Source organism: Saccharopolyspora galaxeae (assembly GCF_016526145.1).
In the GTDB taxonomy this organism is placed as follows: domain Bacteria; phylum Actinomycetota; class Actinomycetes; order Mycobacteriales; family Pseudonocardiaceae; genus Saccharopolyspora_C; species Saccharopolyspora_C galaxeae.
Genome location: NZ_JADDUE010000008.1, coordinates 339,790 through 361,677 on the forward strand (window position 1 = coordinate 339,790; position 21,888 = coordinate 361,677).

21 protein-coding genes are annotated in these 21,888 nt (G+C 70.1%); 6 read left to right on the forward strand and 15 right to left on the reverse strand.

The genetic code is table 11. The features are described 5' to 3' along the window. Positions 1 to 98 precede the first annotated feature (98 nt). From INP57_RS20115 to pqqA (INP57_RS20155), 9 genes are all read right to left on the reverse strand, one after another. A complete protein-coding gene (locus tag INP57_RS20115) occupies positions 99 to 1,784 on the reverse strand; it encodes a PQQ-dependent dehydrogenase, methanol/ethanol family (RefSeq protein ID WP_200071818.1) in 1,686 nt (561 codons plus the stop codon). Positions 1,785 to 1,798: 14 nt separating this feature from the next. Next, complete coding sequence (locus tag INP57_RS20120) at positions 1,799 to 2,260, reverse strand: MSMEG_3727 family PQQ-associated protein (protein ID WP_200071819.1); 462 nt, start codon at positions 2,258 to 2,260, stop codon at positions 1,799 to 1,801. A 743-nt stretch (positions 2,261 to 3,003) separates the two neighbouring features. Beyond that, complete coding sequence (gene katG / locus INP57_RS20125) at positions 3,004 to 5,232, reverse strand: catalase/peroxidase HPI (RefSeq protein WP_200071820.1); 2,229 nt, start codon at positions 5,230 to 5,232, stop codon at positions 3,004 to 3,006. Positions 5,233 to 5,262: 30 nt separating this feature from the next. Beyond that, entirely contained in the window at positions 5,263 to 6,672 is a 1,410-nt protein-coding gene (locus INP57_RS20130; protein ID WP_200071821.1) for a DNA-binding protein, read from the reverse strand. A 406-nt stretch (positions 6,673 to 7,078) separates the two neighbouring features. Next, on the reverse strand, positions 7,079 to 8,188 hold the full coding sequence (locus INP57_RS20135; protein ID WP_200071822.1) for a sodium:calcium antiporter: 1,110 nt from the start codon (positions 8,186 to 8,188) through the stop codon (positions 7,079 to 7,081). Beyond that, positions 8,185 to 9,660, reverse strand: coding sequence for an ATP-dependent 6-phosphofructokinase (locus tag INP57_RS20140; protein ID WP_200071823.1), 1,476 nt, complete (start codon positions 9,658 to 9,660; stop codon positions 8,185 to 8,187). Before INP57_RS20140 ends, INP57_RS20135 begins: the two co-directional genes overlap by 4 nt. A 69-nt stretch (positions 9,661 to 9,729) precedes the next feature. Beyond that, positions 9,730 to 10,713 (reverse strand): class II fructose-bisphosphatase, encoded by a 984-nt coding sequence (gene glpX, locus INP57_RS20145; protein ID WP_200071824.1) that lies wholly within the window; start codon positions 10,711 to 10,713, stop codon positions 9,730 to 9,732. A gap of 124 nt (positions 10,714 to 10,837) precedes the next feature. After that, on the reverse strand, positions 10,838 to 11,371 hold the full coding sequence (gene hxlB, locus INP57_RS20150; protein WP_233627905.1) for a 6-phospho-3-hexuloisomerase: 534 nt from the start codon (positions 11,369 to 11,371) through the stop codon (positions 10,838 to 10,840). A 395-nt stretch (positions 11,372 to 11,766) separates the two neighbouring features. Beyond that, positions 11,767 to 11,862 carry a pyrroloquinoline quinone precursor peptide PqqA gene (gene pqqA / locus INP57_RS20155; protein WP_200071826.1) on the reverse strand — a complete coding sequence of 32 codons (96 nt, stop codon included), beginning with the start codon at positions 11,860 to 11,862 and terminating at the stop codon, positions 11,767 to 11,769. A gap of 690 nt (positions 11,863 to 12,552) precedes the next feature. Here pqqA (INP57_RS20155) and hxlA point away from each other — a divergent pair. From hxlA to INP57_RS20180, 5 genes are all read left to right on the forward strand, one after another. After that, a complete protein-coding gene (gene hxlA, locus INP57_RS20160) occupies positions 12,553 to 13,179 on the forward strand; it encodes a 3-hexulose-6-phosphate synthase (protein ID WP_200071827.1) in 627 nt (208 codons plus the stop codon). A gap of 237 nt (positions 13,180 to 13,416) precedes the next feature. Next, entirely contained in the window at positions 13,417 to 14,148 is a 732-nt protein-coding gene (rpe, locus tag INP57_RS20165) for a ribulose-phosphate 3-epimerase (RefSeq protein WP_200071828.1), read from the forward strand. Positions 14,149 to 14,213: 65 nt separating this feature from the next. Beyond that, positions 14,214 to 14,462: a hypothetical protein gene (locus INP57_RS20170; protein ID WP_200071829.1), complete on the forward strand. Its 249-nt coding sequence runs from the start codon at positions 14,214 to 14,216 to the stop codon at positions 14,460 to 14,462. 75 nt (positions 14,463 to 14,537) lie between these two features. Continuing rightward, a complete protein-coding gene (gene tkt, locus INP57_RS20175; RefSeq protein WP_200071830.1) occupies positions 14,538 to 16,655 on the forward strand; it encodes a transketolase in 2,118 nt (705 codons plus the stop codon). A gap of 61 nt (positions 16,656 to 16,716) precedes the next feature. Then, complete coding sequence (locus tag INP57_RS20180; RefSeq protein ID WP_200071831.1) at positions 16,717 to 17,205, forward strand: ribose-5-phosphate isomerase; 489 nt, start codon at positions 16,717 to 16,719, stop codon at positions 17,203 to 17,205. A gap of 93 nt (positions 17,206 to 17,298) precedes the next feature. Here INP57_RS20180 and INP57_RS20185 read toward each other — a convergent pair whose 3' ends face one another. From INP57_RS20185 to pqqA (INP57_RS30555), 6 genes are all read right to left on the reverse strand, one after another. Next, on the reverse strand, positions 17,299 to 17,949 hold the full coding sequence (locus INP57_RS20185) for a GPR1/FUN34/YaaH family transporter (RefSeq protein ID WP_295146540.1): 651 nt from the start codon (positions 17,947 to 17,949) through the stop codon (positions 17,299 to 17,301). 436 nt (positions 17,950 to 18,385) lie between these two features. After that, positions 18,386 to 19,459 carry a pyrroloquinoline quinone biosynthesis protein PqqE gene (gene pqqE / locus INP57_RS20190; RefSeq protein WP_200071832.1) on the reverse strand — a complete coding sequence of 358 codons (1,074 nt, stop codon included), beginning with the start codon at positions 19,457 to 19,459 and terminating at the stop codon, positions 18,386 to 18,388. Next, positions 19,456 to 19,719, reverse strand: a complete 264-nt coding sequence (gene pqqD, locus INP57_RS20195; RefSeq protein ID WP_200071833.1) for a pyrroloquinoline quinone biosynthesis peptide chaperone PqqD — start codon at positions 19,717 to 19,719, stop codon at positions 19,456 to 19,458. The genes pqqE and pqqD overlap by 4 nt, the downstream gene beginning before the upstream one ends. Further along, positions 19,719 to 20,414 carry a pyrroloquinoline-quinone synthase PqqC gene (gene pqqC, locus INP57_RS20200; protein ID WP_200071834.1) on the reverse strand — a complete coding sequence of 232 codons (696 nt, stop codon included), beginning with the start codon at positions 20,412 to 20,414 and terminating at the stop codon, positions 19,719 to 19,721. The genes pqqD and pqqC overlap by 1 nt, the downstream gene beginning before the upstream one ends. Beyond that, positions 20,411 to 21,298, reverse strand: a complete 888-nt coding sequence (pqqB, locus tag INP57_RS20205) for a pyrroloquinoline quinone biosynthesis protein PqqB (RefSeq protein WP_200071835.1) — start codon at positions 21,296 to 21,298, stop codon at positions 20,411 to 20,413. The genes pqqC and pqqB overlap by 4 nt, the downstream gene beginning before the upstream one ends. 3 nt (positions 21,299 to 21,301) lie before the next feature. Next, the gene (gene pqqA / locus INP57_RS30555; protein WP_367269045.1) at positions 21,302 to 21,376 is read right to left on the reverse strand and encodes a pyrroloquinoline quinone precursor peptide PqqA; all 75 of its coding nucleotides are present in this window, start codon (positions 21,374 to 21,376) and stop codon (positions 21,302 to 21,304) included. 99 nt (positions 21,377 to 21,475) lie between these two features. On the opposite strand from pqqA (INP57_RS30555), the gene INP57_RS30650 reads away from it, so the two are divergent. Then, positions 21,476 to 21,742 (forward strand): substrate-binding domain-containing protein, encoded by a 267-nt coding sequence (locus tag INP57_RS30650; RefSeq protein ID WP_508620964.1) that lies wholly within the window; start codon positions 21,476 to 21,478, stop codon positions 21,740 to 21,742. Positions 21,743 to 21,888: the final 146 nt, after the last annotated feature.

Here is a 21,888-nt window from a genome sequence, read left to right on the forward strand (position 1 = left end):
GGCGGTGCGGGCGCCGTACGCCCGCACCCCCGCCCGGAGGTTCCCCTTGCTGCACGTCGCGCCGTCGCCGACGGTCGCGGACGCCGCTGCTGGGGCGATCAGTCCGGCAGGGCGAACACGATCAGCGCGCTGCCGTGGCCCGCGCCGAGCATTCCCGGAATGATGCCCTCGAGCCAGCCACCCCAACCGACCGGCACGGCGACGTACTGCTTGCCGTCGACCATGTAGGTCGTCGCGCTGCCGTGGTGGCCGCTGCCGCACTGGAACTTCCACAGCTCCTCGCCGGTGCGAGCGTCCAACGCGAGGAACTCGCCCGTCGGGGTGCCCGCGAAGACCAGGTCGCCCGCGGTGGCCAGCACCGAGGCCGCCATCGGGTGGGAGTTGCGCCAGCGCCACTGCTCGACGCCGTAGGAGTCGAAGGCGCTGACCGAACCGGCCATGTTGTCGATGTCCACCTGGACCGCGGCGCCCCAGTAGGGCATGCCTTCCTTGAACTCACGACGGCGGCGGGTCGCGGTGGCGCCCACGTCGGCGACCGGCACGTAGAACATCTCGGTACGCGGGCTGAACGCGGCGTGCGTCCACTCCTTGGCACCGGCGGGCCCCGGGTAGAAGTGGACGGGTTCGCCCTCCTTGTCCGGGTACTTCCGCGGGGTCACCTTGCCGTCGCGGGTGATGGTGCCCCAGTCGATCCGGTCGACGTACGGGGTGACGTGCTGCAGCTCGCCGTTGGTGCGGTCCAGCACGAAGAAGTAGCCGTTCTTGTCGAAGTGGCCCAGCAGCTTCTTCCCGTCCCGCTCGAACAGGGTCATCTCCATGGTGGAGTCGTAGTCCCAGAGGTCGTGCGGGGTGAACTGGTAGTGCCACTTGATCTCGCCGGTGTCGACGTCGACCGCGACGACGCTGTCGCTGTAGAGGTTGTCGCCCGGTCGCACGGCGCCGTCGAAGTCCGGCGCCGGGTTGCCGGTGCCCGCGTAGTACAGGTTGGTCTCCGGGTCGTAGGTACCGGTGACCCAGTGGTTCGCACCGCCGCGGGTCCACGCCTCGCCGTCGTCCGGCCAGGTCTCGGAGCCCTTCTCGCCCGGCTTCGGGATGGTGTAGCAGCGCCAGCGCTGCTGACCGGTCTCGAGGTCCCAGCAGTCGATGTGGCCGCGCACGCCGAACTCGCCGCCCGCGCTACCGGTGATCACCGTGTCCTTGACGACCAGCGGGGCGAGCGAAGCGCTCTCGCCGGCGCGCACGTCGCCGATCGTCTTCTCCCAGACCTTGTTGCCGTTGGTGGCGTCCAGCGCCAGCAGGTGGGCGTTCGGGGTCACGAAGTAGACCTTGCCGTTGGCGATCGCGCAGCCGCGGTTGACGTTGCCGCAGCACAGCGACACGTCGAAGGGGACCGCGTGCTTGTAGCGCCAGAGCTGCTCGCCGGTCTTGGCGTCCAGCGCCCAGAACCAGCCGTCCCAGCCGGTGACGTACATGACGCCGTCCACGACCATCGGGGAGGTCTCGAAGGCGTAGGTCGACGCACCCGCGATCTGCCCGGAGGTACCCGCTTGGAAGATCCAGGCCGGACCGATGCGCTTGACGTTCTCGGTGTTGATCTGGTCGAGCAGGCTGTAGCGCTTGCCGTCGTAATCACCGTAGTAGGTGATCCAGTTGTGCGATTCCGAACGCGCGTTCTTGATGCGCTCGTAATCGATGTTGTCGGTCACCGCGGGGGCGGTTCCGGAAATGGCGCTCAGCGCCCCGTGGTCGATCGCCTCGCCGGCGTCAACGTATTCGACTGTCATGAGTTCGTCCCTTTCTACTGGCGCGGCTGGTCGGGGCGGTCGAGACGGGCTTCCGGCGGCACTTCGCCGAGCACGACGATCGCGGCGGTCAAACCGCGGCCCTCGTCGTTTCCGCTGGGCGAGCTGTACCAGTAGTAGCCGGGGCCATCGAGGTTGAGCCTGGCCTTGCCCTTGGAGTGGTTCAGCAGCCAGAGGAACTTCTTGTCACCGTTGCTCGGCAGCAGGCAGGCGTGCGTGTTCCGGTCGTCGTTGATGACGGTCAGCTCGACGTCACCACCGTGCGGCAGAACCAGGATCGCGGGGTCCCAGGCGATCTGGTCCTCCCGGATCCGGACGGTGGCCTCCATCGTGCCGTCCGAGCGCTCGGTGGCCCGCTCGATCCCGCCGGTTCCCAGCACACGACCGATCGCTGCGCTGTTCTGTGCGTCCAAGCCGAGCTCGTTCAGCAGGTCGTCGCGTTCCTGCGTCGTCGTCATTGGACTTCACCTCCTCATTTCGAATCCATGTCCGGACCGCTCATACCCGCCTGGGGTCGTTCGCAACTGGGTGCGCCTCACGTGCAGGCCCATCGTTCCCCTTTGATCGATGCCTCCGCAGACGATTCCGTTCGACCGGGAAAGGTTCACTCGGCGTGCGCGCACACCGAATCAACAGCATCCCCCGGGCCGTCGCACAGCACACAGCACGGGACGAAATCATCGGAAACCGCCGGATGAAGTGCGTGCTGAAATTACGTTCCCTCCCACCGGGAACACGCGGACGTGCCGAGCGGAGTTCGCGGAGTGGCTCCGGTACCGAGTTCCGCCCTTTTAACCTGTGGTACTCGACAATTTTACGGTGGCGGGCACCACACCGGAAGGGCCGACCGCTGACCCGGTTCACCACACCGCTCGCACGGAATGAGCTACCGCCCAACAGGGCTCGTGATCCCGGCTCCCACCGAGTGGACCCGCCTGCCGGGCGCCGCGGCGAGGCCGCCGCCACCGGAATCCCTTGCGCTGCCTGAACGTTCCAGCTGCGACATCGGTGTCAGAGCCCGGACCGAGCAGGCCGCGGAGGCCCGCGAGCACCGCTGCGGCGCTCCCGGCAGCTGGGCGAAGCGCCGCTTTTCCGGGCTCCGTTCACCCGGCGTGCGAAAGCCCGCGCGGACCGGCGTGGTCCGCGCGGGCTCGGTGGGAATCGCCGCGCGTTTCACCGCAGCACGTGCTCGGGCGAATCCTCAGGTCAGGTCGAAGCGGTCGAGGCTCATCACCTTGTGCCACGCGGCCGCGAAGTCCTGCAGGAACTTCTCCTGCTCGGCGGCGTAGACCTCGGCGATCGCGCGCAGTTCGGAGTGCGAGCCGAAGACCAGGTCCACTCGGCTGGCGGTCCACCGCGGCGCGCCGGTGGACCGATCGCGGCCCTGAAAGGTTCCGGGCAGACCTCGTTTCGGCGTGTCCGGCACCCATTCGGTGTCCATGTCGAGGAGGTTGGTGAAGAAGTCGTTGGTGAGCAGGCCCGGCCGGTCGGTGAGCACGCCGAGCCGGGAATGCCGGTGGTTGGTGTCCAGCACGCGCAGCCCGCCGACGAGCGCGGTCATCTCCGGGGCGGAGAGGGTGAGCAGGTTGGCCCGGTCGACGAGCTGGTACTCCTGCGGGAGCCGATTCGCCTCGCCGTAGTAGTTGCGGAAGCCGTCGGCGCTCGGTTCGAGCGCGGCGAAGGCCGCCGCGTCGGTCCACTCCTGGCCCGCGTCGGTGCGTCCCGGGGCGAACGGCACCTGGACGTCGTGGCCCGCCAGTGCGGCGGCGTCCTCCACCGCGGCACAACCGGCGAGCACGATCAGGTCGGCCAGCGAGATCTGCTCCGCGTGCTCGGCGTTGAACAGGTCACGGATCCGCTCGAGGGTGGTCAGCACCTTCGCCAGCAGTTCCGGGTCGTTGGCCGCCCATTCCCGTTGCGGAGCCAACCGGATGCGGGCGCCGTTGGCGCCGCCGCGCTTGTCGCTGTCCCGATACGTCGATGCCGACGCCCACGCGACGAACACCAGCTCCCGGACCGAAAGGCCCGAGGCCAGCACGCGGCTTTTGAGCTCGGCGAGGCTCTCGGCCCCGACCAGCTGGTGATCGACGGCGGGTACCGGGTCCTGCCAGAGCATCCGCTGCTCGGGAACCAACGGGCCGAGGTAGCGCTGGATCGGGCCCATGTCGATGTGGGTGAGCTTGAACCATGCGCGTCCGAAGGCGTCCGCGAGCTGCTCCGGGTGCTCCGCGAAGCGCCGCGCGATGGGCGCGTAGACCGGGTCGTCCTGCAGCGCGAGATCGGTGGTGAGCATCGTCGGGCCGCGGCGCTTGCCCGGATCGTGCGGGTCGGGAACAGTGCCCTCGCCCGCGTCGTCCCGGGGAATCCACTGCCACAGCCCGGCGGGGCTGAGCTCCACGTCCCACTTGTACGCGAACAGGGTCTCCAGGAACGAGTTGTCCCACCGGGTCGGTGTGGGGGTCCAGACGCCCTCCAACCCGCTGGAGATCGCGTCCGGCCCCTTGCCCGTGCCGTGGCGGTTGCGCCAGCCCAGGCCCATGTCCTCCAACGGCGCGGCCTCGGGCTCGTCGCCGAGGCTGCTCATGATGTCGGCGGCACCGTGGGTCTTGCCGAAGGTGTGCCCGCCTGCGATCAGCGCGACGGTCTCCTCGTCGTCCATCCCCATCCGCGCGAACGTGGTCCGGATGTCGCGCGCCGAGGCGACGGGGTCGGGCAGCGTCGCGGGGCCCTGCGGATCGACGTAGATCAGGCCCATCTCGTCGGCGGCCAGCGGTTCTTCCAGGTCGCGCACGCCGGTGTGCCGCTCATCGCCCAGCCAGGTCTGCTCGGGGCCCCAGTAGACGTCGGCGTCGGATTCCCAGGTGTCCCGGCGTCCGCCTGCGAAGCCGAGCGTGCGCAAGCCCATGGTCTCCAGCGCTCGGTTGCCCGCGAAGACCATCAGGTCCGCCCAGGAGATGCTGCGGCCGTACTTCTGCTTGATCGGCCACAGCAGCCGGCGGGCCTTGTCCAGGTTGCGGTTGTCCGGCCAGCTGTTGGTCGGGGCGAAGCGCTGCATGCCCGACGAGGCCCCACCGCGTCCGTCGCCGATGCGGTAGGTACCGGCGCAATGCCAGGCCATCCGCAGCACCAGCGGCCCGTAGTGCCCGAAGTCGGCAGGCCACCATTCCTGCGAGGTCGTCAGCACCTCGTCGATGTCGCGGGCCAGCGCGTCGAGGTCCAGCTTGGCGAATTCCGCCGCGTAGTCGAAATCCCTTCCCAGTGGATTCCGCGACGGGTGGTGCTTGGCGAGGATTCGGAGGTTGAGCCGGTCCGGCCACCAGTCGCAGTTGTCCCCGCCGGCGGCGGGATGGCTGCGCACGCGCTCGGCGGTCCGGCGAACGCTCTGGTCGTAGTTGCGGCTGATCGCCACGGCATCGGGATTTTCCGGCATGGAAGCTCCTCTCAGCGGCGCGTGACGCCCTCAGATGCCCAGCGCCCGGCGCACCGCTGGGGCGTTCCGCCGGGAGACCGGCACCATCGTCCGCGCCTCGTCGTCCATCACCAGGGCAAGTTCGCCTTTGAAGCCGCGTTCGACCTCGCGGATGCGGCCGATGTTGACCACGTACTGCCGGTGCACCCGGAGAGCGGACCCGCCCAGCTCGGTCTCGAGCTTGTCCAGGGCCGGTGAAGCGGCTCGCAGTCGGCCTTGGTCGGTGGTCAGCCACACGTCGTTGCCCTCGGATTCGGCGAAGGAGATCTCCGGGTGGCGCAGCAGCACCAACCGGCTGTCCCGCATCGCCACGATCCGGTGCCCTTGCGCCTGGTCGGAGGCGGCGCCGCCGCCTTCCGCCCGCGGGACCTGCTCGGCGTCGGACACCCCGAGTTCGACGAGGGTGCCGACGAGGTGTCCGGACAGGAACACCGGCCGGATGCTGATCGGTGTGGGTTCGTCGGCGAGGTGGGTGAAGATCTGGGTGGAACCGACCCAGTCCCGGGTGTGCGCGGCTTGTTCGGCCGCGTAGCGGGCCACCCGGACCAGCTCGGGCAGACCCGGGTTCCAGCGCGCCGCCGGGTCGGCCGCTGGGGTCGAACCCGGCACGCCTAACAGGACGCTCGCGCGATCGTCGGCGATCACCACCTGCCCGGCCGGGTCCAACGCCGCCAACGACGCACCCGCCCGCGCACGAACGTGGTTGCGCGCGTGGTCGTACGCCGCGATCAGCTCGGCACCGGCGTCCCGGGCGCGCCGCCGCAGCATGAACTGCGTCCTGCTGGCGGCGTTGCTCAGCCAGGCGCCCACGGACTCCGGAAGCTCACTGCGCCAGCAGGAGATGTTCACCGCCGCGACCGGCTCACCGGTCACCACGTCGCGCACGGCCACGCCCGCGCAGTTCCAGTCGTGGAAGGCCTGGCACCAGTGCTCCGCGCCCCGGACCACCACCGGCGCATGCGACTCCAGCGCGGTGCCCATGCCATTGGTACCGGTGGAACCCTCCGCCCAGCAGAACCACGGCGCCAGGTTCGCCTCGGCGGCGTAGTTGCGGGTGTCCTTGTTGCCCCACTCGGCCAGTACCCGGCCGGTGGCGTCGGTGACGGTCACGACCCCGCCGAGATCGCTCACCTCGTTGACGACCGAGGCAGCGCGGAACCCGAGCTCGGCGAAGACCACATCGTGCTCGAGCGTGTGGTCCACGTCCGTGATGGCCACCGGAGCTTCGGCCAGGTACGGATTGACGCGGTACTGGTCGCGGCACCGCTGCCAGGACAGCGCCACCTCCGGCCGCACACCGCGGACGTCGTCCGCACCCCGCACGAAGCGCTCCCACGCCCCGTAAACCGTCGACTCGCCCCCGCCACCCGTCTTGGCGCGGAGCCGGTGCACATCTGCCATCCGAGACCGCCTTTGGTCCGTCACCGCCCCGGAACGCGCGAGGCCGGTGCGACCGCACATCACGTCGCGTTCCGAGCCGGTCCGCGTCACTGCTCCGATTTCGCACTGGCCTGTCGGAAACGCCGAGAAATCCGGGACCCGGTCGATGCCGCCCGAGTGCTCGCACGACTCGTGACCGCGCATCGGACGATGAACCGAACGCAGCTGTGCGGCTTTTCCCGCGCTCCGGCTTCCCGGCGTGGAACGGAAAATTACGTGGTGGGAGATTCGGCCGACAAGGCGAGCGGAACGACCGCTGACCAACGGCGCACGAGCGGCGGCCTCGCGACAACCAGCGGTGGTCATGGCCCTCCTTCCCCGCGATCTCCGTCCGGCTCGCCCGCACCGGATCATTCGCCGGAACGGCCTAGTCGGTGTCGAGTGGAACCCCGCCGAAAGCCGTCAGGCTGATGACGAAGTAGGCGGCGTAGAGCGCCAGCAGCACCCCTCCGTGCCAGCGGCGCAGCCGCCCGGTGGCCAGGAAGATCGCCGACAGGACCGTCATGCCGAGCAGGACCGGCAGGTGCCAGGACAGCACGTTCTCGCCGATCGTTATGTCCCCGCCGAGCAGCAGGACGATCCCGAGCTTGCCGGTCAGCGAGAACACGACGCTGCCGATGACGTTGGCGACCCCGATCTCCGGCGCGCCCCTGCGGGCGGGCTCCACGGTGAGGAAGACGTCCTCGAGCGACAGCGCCAGCGTCGCGATCGTGACGCCGAAGACGGTGCCGTCGATGTCCAAGGTCTCCAGCAGTCCTTCGGTGCCCTGTCCGGCGAGCGCGGCGCCTCCGATCAGGCCGGCCAGCGCCAGCACCGCGAACAGCAGGCTGATCGGCAGGGACCGCTGCCTCGCTGCCAAGAAGCCCTGGTCGATCCGCAGGTCGCCGGGCAGCTCGAAGCCACCGCCGCCCGGCTCCGTCGCGGGCGGGCGAGCTGGCGACCGCTCACCGGCCGCGCCGGATTCCGAGGTGGTCGCGACGCTGACCGCACCGGCCTTCTCGACCTGCTCGTAGAACTCGGCGTTGCGGAACACCGGCCGCCGCGCTGCGTACTCGCGGTAGCCGATCCAGCCCACGAACACCGCGAACAGCACCACCAGCACGACGCCCATGGACTGCGTCAACGCGCCGGTCGAGGCGAACAGCGACATCGCCGCAGGACCGGCCGCGAACAGCACGAGGTAGTCCTTGGGGACGTCCACCGGGCACGGGGCGATGAGCGCCGCCAGTGCGAGCACGATTCCCATGATCGCGATCGTGGTGCCGATGACGGTGCCGAGCGCCGCGTGCTGCAGTTCCTCGACGTTGAGCACGATGCCGTAGGCGAGGTCGTCGAACTCGATCCCGGTGAACAGCACGGCGACCAGGAACAGCGAGACGACCCACCTGCTGGACACGCCGACCAGGTTGCCGATCAGCTTCTCCGCGCAGTACACGAGCAGCGCGATCCCCAGCGCGAACTCCAGCGCGGCCATCATCGGAAGCTCCGCACCGGGCCGGCGCCGGGGAGTTCGGCATCGCGCGGCTCGCCGGCGCCGCCGTCCCGGTCGCGGGACGACCGGCAGCTGCGCCGGTAGTCCTGCGGGCCCGCCTCCGCGTCCGGACGGCCGTGCGAGCCGTGCCTCGGAACCAGGTGACCGGTCGCCTCGAGCACCGACATCCACAGATCTCCATCGGGATCGACCTCGTTGCGATGGCTGATGATCAGCGGCATCGGCACGTGCACGAAGCGGCGCCGCCAGCGCACCACGGCGGTCTCGGTGCGCCCGGCCATGGCCGCGTGCACCGCGGCGTGGGCCAGGCGCAGGCAGTAGACGCTGTCGTAGGCGTTGGCGGTCACGCTTCGCACGGCGTAGCTCGGGTCGATGTAGCGCACCGTGGGCGACAGGCCCGCCCCGATCAGGTGCGCCGTTATGGTCTCCCGCAGCAGCGCACCGATGTCGCCCAGCCTGGCGTTGCCGGAGGGGTCGGTGGTGTCGGCGAGCAGACCGCGCTCCTGCAGCAGCTCCTGGCCCGCTCCCTCGGCCACTACGACGACCACGAAGCCCTTCTCGCGCACGTGCCGCTCGACCCGGGCCAACAGGCCGTCCGGTCCTTCGAGCGCGAACGGCACTTCGGGGATGAGCACGACGTCGGCGGCGTTGCGGGCCAGCGAGGCGTAGCAGGCGATGAAACCGGAATGCCTGCCCATCAGCTTCACGATGCCGATGCCGTCGGGACTCGCCGCGGCCTCGATGGCGACCGAGTCGATGAAGTTGGCCGCCTGCGCGAACGCGCTCTGGAAGCCGAAGGACTGGTCGGTGTAGGGCAGATCGTTGTCGATCGTCTTGGGGACCCCGATGACCGCGATGTCCAGACCGCGCCGGCGGATCGCCGCGGCCAGGTTCGTCGCGGCGCGCATCCCCCCGTCGCCACCGATGACGAACAGCGCGTCCACCCCGCGCAGGACCAGGCTGTCGACCATTTCCTCGGGCTCCTGCCCGCCGCGCGAGCTGCCCAGGATGGTGCCGCCGGAGTTGTGTATCTCGCGGACCCGATCCGGTGTCAGCTCCTCGGTGTCGTCGCGGTTCGCGGCCGTCAGCCCGCGGAGCCCGTTGCGGAAGCCGAGGATCCGCCGCACGCCGTAGTGCACGGTGAGTTCCTGGACGATGCCCCGGATGACGTCGTTGAGCCCCGGGCACAGCCCGCCGCAGGTCACCACGCCCGCCGTGACGCGGGAGGAGTCGAAGTAGATCTTCCGGCGGGGTCCGGCCGCCTCGAAGCTCGGCAGCTCCTCCGGCGGGAGGTCGTGCTCGGCGAGCATCGAAACGGTGTCCTCGAGCAGCACCCGGTCGCCCTCCGCCACGTAGTGCGGCGAAGTCCGCTTGGCCGCGAGCATTTCGCAGAACGGTGAGTCGTAGCGGCACTCACCAAGGTGGCGAACGCGCAGGTTGTCCAAGTGCATTTTCACCGAATCTCCTAACCGACGACGGCCGTACGACGAGGCCGGCAGATCGATCACTGGGGCGGGCACGTGCCGTCAAGACGTCGGCCGGGGCATGGCGCCGAAGGTGGTGTGCACGACGCGGCGCACCTCGCCGCTGGAGATGAGCAGGGATTCCGCGAGCACCGTGCCCCCGGATTCCCGTGGCTCGTTCAGCAGCGCTCCTCCGGTTACGCCGGTGGCCGCGAACAGCGCTTCGCCGCCGACGAGCTCGTCGCGGGTGTAGATGCGGGCGAGGTCCATGCCCGCCGCGCGGAGGGCATCGGCCTCCGCTTCGCGCTGCGGGGCCAGGCGGCCGAGCATGTCGCCGCCCAGGGCGCGCACCGCCGCCGCGGTCATCACGCCCTCCGGCGTGCCCCCGACGCCGAGGAGCAGGTCGGCGGAGCCGGACGGGAGCAGCACCTCGAGGCTGCCGCCGACGTCGCCTTCCGCCGGGGCGTGCACGGCAGCGCCCGCCTCCAGCACCCGCTTGATCAGCTCCTGGTGGCGGGGCTTGTCCATGATGACCACGCGCAGCTCGCCGACCTGCTTGCCGAGCGCCCCGGCGACCTTGCCCAGGGTGCGCTCCGGGGTGTCGGCGAGATCGACGACGCCGTTGGCCTGCGGCGGCACCACGATCTTGTCCATGTAGAAGCCGGGCCCCGGCGAGAACATGGTCCCGGATTCGGCGAACGCGATGGTGGCCATCGAGCCCGGCAGGTTCTTCGCGCAGAACGACGTGCCCTCGAGCGGGTCCACGGCGATGTCGAAGTCCGGACCCGCACCGCTGCCCACGGTCTCGCCGTTGAACAGCATCGGGGCCTCGTCCTTCTCGCCTTCCCCGATGACCACCGCGCCCCGGCCCGGAGCATCGGCCAGCACTTGGCGCATGGCCTCGGTGGCCGCCGCGTCGGCAGCCTTCTTGTCGTTGCGACCGGCCCAGGCGTGGCTGGCCACCGCCGCGCTGCGGGTGGCGGTCAGGGCCACCGACTCCAGCGTGCTGATGCCGGTGCGCGGTGCGGTCTCGTGCTGGCGCTGCATCGCGGACTCCTTGCTCGTCGTTGCCTCGGTACGGAGGAGGGACCGGCGAAAACCGGCGCGCCGGGCGATCGGACATCGCCCGCGCGCCACGCGGAGCGAATGCGCTGCCGGCGGAATCCGCCGGTCACTCGAGATTCGCGTGCAGCCGCCACAGCTCGCGGGCCTGGGTGCCGCTGGAGCGCCACAGGGCGTGGAACAGCGCGTCGGTCAGCAGCAGCACCGACTGCTCGAACAGGCTGCCCGCGTACTGGGCGGAGGTCGTCCCGTCGAAGTCCTTCTTGTCGGCCGCCGGGATGACCAGCGTCTCGGTCGCGGTCTTGGCCAGCGCCGAGCCGGGATCGGTCGTCAGCGCCACCACGTTCGCGCCCTGCTCGCGCGCGGTCTCGGCCGCCCGCACCACCCGCGCCGTCGAGCCCGAGCCGGAGGCGGCCACCAGGACGTCACCGGAGCCGATCGCCCGCGCGGTGGTCTCACCCACGACGTGGGTGTCCAGCCCGAGGTGCATGAAGCGCATCGCGGCCATCTGCAACGCCAGACCGCTGCGCCCGGTGCCGACGGTGAACACCGCGCGCGCCGTGAGCAGCAGTGCACCGGCACGTGCCCACGCCGCGGGCTGGACGCCCCTGCGGATCTGGTCCACCTCGGTGCTGATGGCCATGGTCGCGTAATTGAAATGCGGCGGATTCAGCTTTTCGCCGATATTCTCGTGAGCGGTGTCCGCACCCGTCATTGAGCACACTCCACTGGTCGATCGGATATATTCGTCGGTTCAGTGCGCGAGCGCCGAGCAGCGGCGCCGGGCTGCACTTTCCTGGACCCCGCCGGGTTCCGGATCGCGACCCGGACGAATCCCGCTACGAGAGACTGCACGGATCTGTACGTCTGGTCAACGCGGCCGACACGAAGAGAAGGCAGACTCGCACGAACGGTTTCGGGGACCGATCAAACGGGAACCGCAGGAATCCCGCGCCCGTTGCGGCGACACCGCGGGCACCGGGAATCCGGTGCCCGCGGTCGCCGCGTTACCGCCCGGCCGTCGACCGGCGGGCGGGCTCAGTCCTCGGCCTGGGCGACGTACATGGTCACCTCGGCCGCGCACCCGATCTCGACGAACCGGGGCGTTTCCCACTGCGGGGCAACGGGCTCCATGGCTACACCTCCTTTCGGAAGATCTGCGGGCAAGGCCCTGACCAGCCCCAGGGGTTTCCGGAACGATCGGTGCCCCGGCGGCGATGCGAACCACCGGTACCGAGGCCGAGAGCCGCTGCGCCTCCCGGCGCGATGCCGACCGGCTGTTCCCGAAAAGAATGGGCCGCTTCGCGAACAGCGGTGACCGCCGGGTCACGCGGCTGGGCGGGGCCGAAATCCCGAACTCGCCGATCGCGTTTCGATCGGGTCGATATTCGACTGCTCCACGAGGGCCGGTCCCGCCTTCCGGGAACACCCGGCCGATCAGGAGCGCCAGTCATCGTACGTCGGCGCTCATCCGGATCGCAACACCATTCTGCGGCGTTCCCCGAAATACCATTTGGAGGTTCGTCCGCGCCGTCCGTGCTGCCGCGGCTGCCATTCGTTCGGCCGCGGTTGACTAGACGTACAGATCCGTGCAGTGTCACAGGCCGTTGCCCGTTCGCACTCCGACGCGGAATCCGCGGAGAACCGGAACGAGCAGCCGGAAGGATTCGAGGAACGGCGGCACGACGTCGTGATCCACCCACCATTCTGCCCGGAATCGGGAAAGCCGGATGCGGCGGACCGCATCGCGCGCCGCGTGGTGGATCCCGGCGCAGGACCACCCGCGCCCGAAACCGCAACGCCACCACTGACGAGGAGAGCACCGTGAAGCTGCAGGTAGCACTGGACGTCGCCACCCTCGGCGACGCGCTTTCGCTGGCGCACCAGGCCGAGGACTACGTCGACGTCCTCGAGCTGGGCACCCCGCTGATCAAGGCCGAAGGCCTGTCCGCGATCACGGCGATCAAGGCCGCGCACCCGAACAAGCTCGTTTTCGCCGACATGAAGACCGCCGACGCCGGCGAGCTGGAGGCCGACCTCGCGTTCTCCGCGGGCGCGGACCTGGTGACCGTCATGGGCGCGGCCGACGACGACACCGTGCGCGGGGCCGTCGCCGCCGGTGAGAAGCACGGCAAGGACGTGGTCGCCGACATGATCACCATCGTTGCGGACCGGGTCGCCCGGATCCGCGAGGTCTCGAAGCTGGGCGTGTCCTTCGTCGAGATCCACGCGGGGCTCGACGAGCAGGCCAAACCCGGCTACACGATCGAGACGCTGCTCGCGGACGGCCGCCAGGCCGGCGTCCCGTTCTCGATCGCCGGTGGCGTCACCGCCGAGACCATCGCCGCAGTGCAGGACGCCGGGGCGACCGTCGCGGTGGCCGGCGGTGCGATCCGCAGCGCGGCGGACCCGGCCGCAGCCGCCAAGGCCCTCAAGAGCCGGATCCGCTGACCGGACGCAGCAAGTTCGCGGGTGGCAGGGGCCGGATCGTTCTTCGGGGCCCCTGCCACCACATCACCGCTGCCACCGCATCACCCCCGCCACCACATCACCGCTGCCATCGCCGCTCCGGCAGGGACGACCGAAAACCGGTTCGGGCGATCTCCGGCGACCGGGTGGATTCGCCTCCACCGATCTCCGCGGGACGCGGACACGAGTGGACCGCACAAGTGATCGGAGGATCGCTCGATGGTTGATCAGCCAGGAACGACCTCGCGGCATTCCGCGGCGAGGTGGTCGCCGGCCGAACCGGTGATCGTGGGTTCGGTCCTGGGCGCCGACTACGCGCAGCTCGGCGAGGAGGTCGCGAACCTCACCAACGCGGGAGTCGGCCGCATCCAGTGGGACGTCATGGACCGGCGCTTCGTGCCCAACATGACGTTCGGGCCGGACGTGGTCGCGGCCTGCCGGAAGTACAGCGACCTGCCGTTCGAGGCCCACCTCATGGTGCAGGACCCGGACCCGATGCTGGCCGACTTCGTCGCGGCCGGTTGCGAGACCGTCATCGTGCACGCCGAGACCTGCCCGCACCTGCTGCGGACGCTCGCAGCGATCCGCGAGCTCGGGGCGCAGGCCGGTGTGGCGGTCAACCCGTCCACCCCGCTCGGCTTCGTCCGCCACGTGCTCGACCACCTCGACGAGATCGTGATCATGACCGTCAACCCGGGCTTCGGCGGGCAGCGCTACATCCCCGCGATGGAGGAGAAGGTCTCCGAGATGCGGGCGCTGGTGGACGGCTCCGGGCGCGCGGTGCAGATCGAGGTGGACGGCGGGATCTCCACCGCCACCGCCAAGGCGGCCTGGTGCGCGGGTGCCGAACTCCTCGTCGCGGGCTCCGCCGTCCTCTCCCACCCGGGCGGGAAGCAGAAAGCGGTGGCCGAGTTGCACCGCGCCATGGCGCCGCCACCGCCCGAACAGTGATCACGAGCGGCATCCGCCGAAGGAATTCCGTGCGAGGAAGGGGAAATACCGTGGAGCGCAACAAGATGGCACTGCAGCAAGCGCAATCCTCCTTGCTGCTGGATGCAGCTGCGGTGCTGCGGCGGCGATACGTGCGCGGCGGCCGCGACGACAGCGTGTCCCCCGCGGCGGCGGAAGGGCTGTCCAACTTCCTCGAAGGAATCGCCCGCTCCGAACCCGCGCTGCACCAGGCCGACCTGGACGAGGCGATCGCCCTGGCACACCGCCTGATCGACGACGACCACCCCGAACACTCGCGGCTGTGGCCCGCCTAGCGCGCCGCCGCGTCCCACTTCCGCAAGTTCGCACGAAGCACCGCGAGCAACCACGAGCGTCAGGAGTGCGCGTCCATGACCGCGATCGAAGCCAACCGTCGCGTGCGCGACGACATCACCCGCTTGACGACCGCCGCCGTCCCCGCCGACTGGACCGACCTGGACGTGCGGGCGATCGACACCGCCCGCGTGCTGGCCGCCGACGCGGTGCAGCAGTGCGGAAGCGGCCACCCGGGCACCGCGATGAGCCTGGCGCCGACCGCTTACGCGCTGTTCCAGCACGTCATGCGGCACGACCCGAACGACCCGAGCTGGCTCGGCCGGGACCGGTTCGTGCTCTCGGCGGGCCACTCGAGCCTGACCCTGTACGTGCAGCTGTTCCTGGCCGGGTACGGCTTGGCGATCGACGACATCAAGGCGCTGCGCACCTGGGGTTCGCGAACCCCAGGGCACCCCGAGTACGGGCACACCAGCGGCGTGGAGACCACGACCGGTCCGCTCGGCCAGGGCCTGGCCAACGGCGTGGGCATGGCGATGGCCGCCCGCCGCGAGCGGGGCTTGCTGGACCCCGAGGCCGCCCCCGGCGAAAGCCCGTTCGACCACCAGATCTACGTGATCGCCTCCGACGGCGACATCGAGGAAGGCGTGACCTCCGAGGCCTCCTCGCTGGCCGGCACCCAGCAGCTCGGCAACCTCACGGTGATCTACGACGCCAACGAGATCTCCATCGAGGACGACACCAAGATCGCCCTGTCCGAGGACACCGCCAAGCGCTACGAAGCCTACGGCTGGCACGTGATCACCGTCGACGGCGGCGAAGACGTCTCCAGCATCCTCGACGCGCTCGACGCCGCGAAGGGCAAACCGGACCAGCCGACGCTGATCGTGCTGCGCACCGTCATCGGCTACCCCGCCCCGAACAAGATGAACTCCGGCAAGGCGCACGGCGCCGCGCTGGGAACCGAGGAGCTGGCCGAGGTCAAGAAGCTGCTGGGCTTCGAACCCGAGCGGTCTTTCCAGGTCGACGACGGGGTCCTGGACCACACCCGAGCCGTCGGCGAGCGCGGCCGTGCCGCCCGCGCGAAGTGGCAGGTCGCCTTCGACGCGTGGGCCGAGGCCAACCCGCGGCGCAAGGCGCTGCTGGACCGGATGCAGGCGCGCGAGCTGCCGCCCGGATGGGCCGAGGAGCTGCCGAGCTGGGAGCCCGCCGAGAAGGGCGTCGCGACCCGCAAAGCATCGGCCGAGGTCCTGGCGCACCTCGCCGACGTGCTGCCGGAGTTGTGGGGCGGCTCCGCAGACCTCGCGGAGAGCAACAACACCACGATGAAAGGCGCGGAATCGTTTGGCCCGGAGAGCATCTCCACCGGCACCTGGAGCGCCAACCCCTACGGCCGGACGCTGCACTTCGGCATCCGCGAGCACGCGATGGGCTCGATCCTCAACGGCATCGCGCTGCACGGCGGCACCCGCCCGTACGGCGGCACGTTCCTTGTCTTCAGCGACTACATGCGGCCCGCGGTGCGGCTGGCGGCGCTGATGCACCAGCCGGTGATCTACGTCTGGACGCACGACTCGATCGGCCTGGGCGAGGACGGCCCGACGCACCAGCCGGTCGAGCACCTGTCCAGCCTGCGTGCGATCCCGGGCCTGGCGATCGCGCGGCCTGCCGACGCCAACGAGACCGCCGCGGCGTGGAAGGCCGCGCTGGAGCGTTCCGACGGCCCGACCGGGCTGGCGCTGACCCGCCAGGGAGTGCCGACCCTCGAGGGCACGGACCCGGAAGGGGTGTCCCGCGGCGGCTACGTGCTCGCCGAAGCTTCGTCCGGCGAACCCGCGGTGCTGCTGATCGCGACCGGGTCGGAGGTGCAGCTGGCCGTGGCTGCCAAGAAAGTCCTCGAATCCGAGGGCGAGGCGACCCGCGTGGTGTCCATGCCGTGCGTGGAGTGGTTCGACGCGCAGGACGAGTCCTACCGCCGCGCGGTGCTGCCCCCGGCGGTGCGCGCGCGGGTCGTCGTCGAGGCCGGGATCGCGCAGTGCTGGCACCGCTTCGCCGGTGCGGCGGGAGAGATCGTCTCGCTGGAGCGCTTCGGCGCCTCGGCCGATCACCAGACGCTGTTCACCGAGTTCGGCTTCACCGCCGAGGCGGTCGCCGAGGCCGCTCGGCGCGCGCTGCGCACCACTCGGTCGAGCTGACGCCCGGGCCCCGCACGAGCGGGGCCACCACAGTCGTCCAACACAGCGGAGGATCGATTCCGTGCACGTCTACCTAGGCTCCGATCACGCCGGGTTCGAACTCAAGAACCACATCGCCGAACGATTGGCCGCACTCGGCCACGAGGTCACCGACGTCGGACCGACCGCCTTCGACGCCGAGGACGACTACCCGCCGTTCTGCGTCGAGGCGGCGCGGCGGGTGGTCGCCCACCAGGGCAGCCTCGGCATCGTCATCGGCGGTTCCGGCAACGGCGAGCAGCTCGCCGCGAACAAGGTTCCCGGGGCCCGGGCCGCGCTGACCTGGAGCGTGCAGATCGCCGAGTTGTCCCGCAAGCACAACGACGCGCTGCTGGCGGGCATCGGTGCCCGGATGCACACGGTCGAGGAGGCCGAGCGCATCGTGGACGCGTTCTTGGGCACCGCGTTCGAGGGCGGCCGCCACCGGCGCAGGATCGACCAGCTGGCGGACTACGAGCGTTCCGGCGAGCCACCTGCGCTGCCGGGCGGCCGACCGGCCCGCGACCACTGAGGAATCCGCGGCGGAAGTTCGACCGACGCGCAGGAGCGCGGAGGCGGTGCGAGACCGCCTCCGCGCTTCTCGGGTTTCTCGCGCTTCCCTGGCTCAGCCGTTCAGGACCGGACCGCCCAGCGGCAGCCCGCGCCCGCCGGTCGCCACCGACATCCCGTGGAGGAACAGGTAGCAGCCCAGCGCGGCGAAGGTGAAGACCACGTACCCGCCGACGGCCTGCAATCCCGCGGACCCCTGCACCGTCGCGATCAGCACGACGACGAGCGCCGTGGTGATCAGCCCGAACAGCAAGGGATACGCGGCGGGCAGGCGCAGCGACGCCAGCGCCAGGAGCCCCACCGTGATCGCCCAAGAGGTCAAGAACAGCGCCTGGGTGGCGGTCGCGGCTCCAGCTGGGACTCCGAACCATTCGTGGGTCGAGCCGAGCACGAGAAGGCCGTAGCTCGACCAGAACCCGCTGAAGATGCCGAAAATGGACGCGACCGCGCTCTGGCCGAGCGCGGCCGCCCAAATCGCGGCCACGGTCTGGCCGATTCCGGTGGCGGCCAGGATGATCGCCACCGGGGCGCCGACCGCCTCGGCGGGCACGAATCCGACGAGGGTCATGCCGAGGGCGATCGAACCGACGATGAACGTGGGAACGCCGATGAGCGCGGGGTCACCGGACAACGGCCCGGAAACCGGCTCGGATTCCTCGTTCGAGTGGCTGGCTTGCGCTGCCGTGGCAGCTTCCGATGTGGTCACAATCCGCTCCTTCGCGGTGTTCGGCGCATGCTTCGCGCCGTCCGGATCGAATCCGGCGCCATGCCGGATTTCGAGTGGACGACGGTTTTCCGGGCGGAGTCGCCGGTGCGGATTCCGAAGGTTTCCGAGCGGGCGCGGCACATTGAGAATGCCACTGGCCCGTGCCGAGGACAACGAGTTGCGAACGAGTGGAAGCCGATTCCCCACGAAGGGCCCGACCCAGCTGCCGAACGGCTGCACCGGGCACCTTCCCGGTTCTAGCCGCGGTCCGCGACGAAGTCCGTCCTTTCCAACGAGATGTCCGCGTGTTTCGACGAGAAGTCCTCGCGCATGCCGCGCAGAACCACTTCCGGGAGCTGAAGAATTCGGCCCGGCTTCCGGGGCAGCGGTTGCACGCCTGAACGCTGCCGGGAAGCGCAGTTCACGCGAACACGCACTACCTCCGGAAAACCGGTTCCGATGCCGGAGCGTTGCCGTTGGCGCGCTCCACGGCCTCGGAGATCAGGTGGTGGTCCGGCGAGTGCACGCACACCGGATCGGTGCGCGCGGCGTCCCCGGTGAGCGCGAACGCCTGGCAGCGGCAGCCCCCGAAGTCGATTTCCTTGCGCGCGCAGCTGCGGCACGGATCGGGCATCCAGTCGGTGCCCCGGAACGCTTGGAACGCGGCCGATTCCGTCCAGATCCATTCCAGCGCGGCGGCTCGCACCGAGGGGAATTCGAGGCTGTCGATGTCGGCGGCCACCGGGCACGGATACGCCATCCCGTCCGGGGCGACGGTGAAGCTGGAATGCGCCCACCCGCCCATGCACGGCTTCGGGTACCGCTCGTAGTAGTCCGGCAGGATCCACAGCAGCTCCATGCGGTCGGCCAGCTCCTCCTTGCGGCGCCGGTAGACCTGCTCGCCGTTGGTCAGCTGCTCCCGGCTGGGCATCAGCACCTCGCGGTTGCGCAGCCCCCAGCCGTAGTACTGGGTGTTGGCCAGTTCGAGGCGCTCGGCACCCCATGAGTCGCAGACGTCGATGATCGCATCCAGGCGGTCGAGGTTGAGCCGGTGCAGCACGACGTTCATGTTCAGCGGCAGCCCGCTGTCGCGGATGATGCCCGCCGCCTCCGCCTTCTTGTCGAACCGCTTGCTGTCCGCGATCAGCGCGGTGGACTCCGGGTTGTCGCCCTGGATGCTCAGTTGCGCGCTGTCGAGGCCGGCGGCGACCAGGCCCTTCGCCCGGCGCTCGGTGAGCCCGAGTCCGCTGGTGATCAGGTTGGTGTAGAGCTCGCAGCGGTCCGCCTCGGCGATCAGCTCCTCCAGGTCGTTGCGCAGCAGCGGCTCGCCGCCGGAGAAGTGCACCTGCAGCACGCCGAGCTCGGCGGCTTCCCGGAGCACCCGCAGCCAGTCCTCGGTGCCCAGTTCTTCATCGCGCGGCCGCAGCGCCACCGGGTTCGAGCAGTACAGGCAGTGCAGCGGGCACTTGTGGGTAAGCTCGGCCAGCAAGCCGTAGGGCGCATCGATCATGTCTTCACCCAGCCCTTTTCGCGCGCTTCGCGCAGGAAGCCCAGCACGTCGTCGGATAGCCCGTCAGTCTCGAAGTCGGCTTCCAGCTTCGCGGTGATCTCGGCGGCGGTGCGGGTGCCGTCGCACAGCCGCAGGATCGCGGCGCTGGAGGTGTTGAGCTGCACCACCCGCTCGGGCAGCAGCAGCATGTCCCCGCCGCGGACCTTGTCGAAGCGCAGCCTGGCCTTCGGCACCAGGTGCGGCTTGCCGCCGGGGTCCATCACGAGTCCTTGCCGAACGTCAGCTGCACCGTGTCCAGCAGTGTCCACAGCACGTCGCACTTGAACTCCAGCGCCTGCACGCACGCCTCCTGCTGCGCGCGCGTGGTCGCGTTGTCGCGCACCAGTTCCAGCAGATGCGCGATGTCGGCGGGCTGCTGGGTCAACCGGGTGCGGAAGTACTCCAGGCCCGCGGGGGCGATCCACGGGTAGTGCTCGCGCACGTCGGTGATGCGGCGGCTGAGCAGGTCCGGGGCGAACAGCTCGGTCAGCGCCGAGGCGACCGCCTCCAGCCACGGCCGGTCGCGGCAGAACTCCACGTAGGCGTCCACCGCGAAGCGCACCCCGGGCAGCACCGTGCGGGTGTCGTGCAGCTCCTCGCGGGTGAGCCCGACCGCCTCGCCGAGCCGCACCCAGCGCTCGATGCCGCCCTCGTTGCCCGATGTGCCGTCGTGGTCGGTGATCCGCTTGATCCACCGCCTGCGATGCTGCGAGCCCGGCAGCTTGGTGAGGACGTAGGCATCCTTGATCGGCAGGTTGAGCTGGTAGTAGAAGCGGTTGCGCACCCAGCCGCGGAACTCCTGCTCGGTCAGGTCGCCGGCGTGCATCCGCTCGTTGAACGGGTGCAGGTGGTGGTAGCGCCGCTCGCCGACCTCCCGCAGCTCGTCCTCGAAGTCCGCAGCGGACAACGGCGTCATAGCTCGACCTCCAAACCGGCGTGCCCGACCTCGATGCCCTGCCGCTGCAACCTGCGGCGTTGCGCGGATGCCTCGTCGAGGATCGGGTTGGTGTTGTTGACGTGGACGTAGATCTTGCGGCCGGGCAGCTCGGCGAGCTTCCGCGCGGACCCGTCGGGACCGTCCACCGGCATGTGCCCCATGGACGATCCCGGCTGCCGACCGGTGCCCTGGCGCGACATCTCGTCGTCGGTGTGGAAGGTGCCGTCGCAGAACACGCAGTCGGCGTCGGCGACCTGCGCGGCGAATGCGTCGTCCCAGCGGGGCACCGTCGGGGCGTACACCGCCGTGCCGCCGGTCGCGGTGTCCTCCAGCCGGTAGCCCACCTCCCAGTTCGGGCGGTCCGAGGCGCCCACGTAGCGCGGCGGTTTGCCACCGGTGCGGAACGCGGTGGCGCGCAGGCGCTCGTCCAGCTCGATCGGCTCGCCCGGTTCCACCGGCCGCCAGTCGATCTCGGCGTAGTCGCTGAGCAGGTGCCGCACCGGGAACCGCGTTTCGAGCGCTCCGAGCACCTCGGGCGTGCCGTGCACGGCGAGGTCCGCGCCCTCGCGCAGCACGAGCAGGCCGATGGTGTGGTCGAATTCGGCGTCGGTGAGCAGCACCCCGGACACCGGGGTGTCCCGCGGCCCGGGTCCGGGATGCAGGTTGGGGTCGGCGGCGATCTGGTGGTGCACGTCGGGGGTGGCGTTGAGCAGGAACCATCGCCTCCCCGTGGCGGAGACCGCGAGACCTGCGTGCGTCGTGGCCCGTTCGGGCCGTTCGCGGGCCGCGCGGCAGCCGCCGCAGGCGCAGTTCCACTGGGGGTAACCGCCGCCTGCGGCGACTCCTAGACAACGCAGCAGCACGGCTCAGCGCCGGTGGAAGTAGCCGGTCGCCTCGGCGCAGACATCGATCACGGTGTATTCGGGCTTTTCCCAGGTCATGCCATCCTCCTAGAACAACGGGACGGCTTCGAGCCTCCGCGATCGGTGGTTGCGGTGACAACACATCGGCAACCAGCGGAACCCGATCCCCGATCAGAGGTGCATTTGCGGGGACGAGCGGCTGGGCGTGCAGGCGCCACACTTCTCGACGGCCCCGAACGCCCCACCGCGATCTTCGCTGTCAACGACAACACCGCCATCGGCGCCCTCGCCGCCGCGCACCGCCGGGGACTTCGCGTGCCATTCGACCAGATCGCTCGCGGCGCGCTGGACCTGCTGCTGAGCTCGGACGTCGCCGAACCCCGCACCATCACCACCACACCGGCGCTGATCCCGCGCGCTTCGACCACCGCACCCGCGACCTGACTCGCCGTCACGTGCAATGGCTGCATGCTCACCCAGCCGGGCAAGCTGGTCACGCACCCGCCGGGTGCCCAACCGGTGACGATGGTGCTGCATGATGGAACGGATCTTTTCGGTCAAGGTGCCGTCACGGCGTTGTTGCTGTGTGG

Excerpts from the sequence above, each read along its gene's own strand:
- INP57_RS20115 (WP_200071818.1), bottom strand. The coding sequence starts at position 1,784 with ATGACAGTCGAATACGTTGACGCCGGCGAGGCGATCGACCACGGGGCG.
- INP57_RS20120 (WP_200071819.1), bottom strand. The coding sequence starts at position 2,260 with ATGACGACGACGCAGGAACGCGACGACCTGCTGAACGAGCTCGGCTTG.
- katG (WP_200071820.1), bottom strand. The coding sequence starts at position 5,232 with ATGCCGGAAAATCCCGATGCCGTGGCGATCAGCCGCAACTACGACCAG.
- INP57_RS20130 (WP_200071821.1), bottom strand. The coding sequence starts at position 6,672 with ATGGCAGATGTGCACCGGCTCCGCGCCAAGACGGGTGGCGGGGGCGAG.
- INP57_RS20135 (WP_200071822.1), bottom strand. The coding sequence starts at position 8,188 with ATGATGGCCGCGCTGGAGTTCGCGCTGGGGATCGCGCTGCTCGTGTAC.
- glpX (WP_200071824.1), bottom strand. The coding sequence starts at position 10,713 with ATGCAGCGCCAGCACGAGACCGCACCGCGCACCGGCATCAGCACGCTG.
- hxlB (WP_233627905.1), bottom strand. The coding sequence starts at position 11,371 with ATGGCCATCAGCACCGAGGTGGACCAGATCCGCAGGGGCGTCCAGCCC.
- pqqA (WP_200071826.1), bottom strand. The coding sequence starts at position 11,862 with ATGGAGCCCGTTGCCCCGCAGTGGGAAACGCCCCGGTTCGTCGAGATC.
- rpe (WP_200071828.1), top strand. The coding sequence starts at position 13,417 with ATGGTTGATCAGCCAGGAACGACCTCGCGGCATTCCGCGGCGAGGTGG.
- INP57_RS20170 (WP_200071829.1), top strand. The coding sequence starts at position 14,214 with ATGGCACTGCAGCAAGCGCAATCCTCCTTGCTGCTGGATGCAGCTGCG.
- tkt (WP_200071830.1), top strand. The coding sequence starts at position 14,538 with ATGACCGCGATCGAAGCCAACCGTCGCGTGCGCGACGACATCACCCGC.
- pqqE (WP_200071832.1), bottom strand. The coding sequence starts at position 19,459 with ATGATCGATGCGCCCTACGGCTTGCTGGCCGAGCTTACCCACAAGTGC.
- pqqD (WP_200071833.1), bottom strand. The coding sequence starts at position 19,719 with ATGGACCCCGGCGGCAAGCCGCACCTGGTGCCGAAGGCCAGGCTGCGC.
- pqqC (WP_200071834.1), bottom strand. The coding sequence starts at position 20,414 with ATGACGCCGTTGTCCGCTGCGGACTTCGAGGACGAGCTGCGGGAGGTC.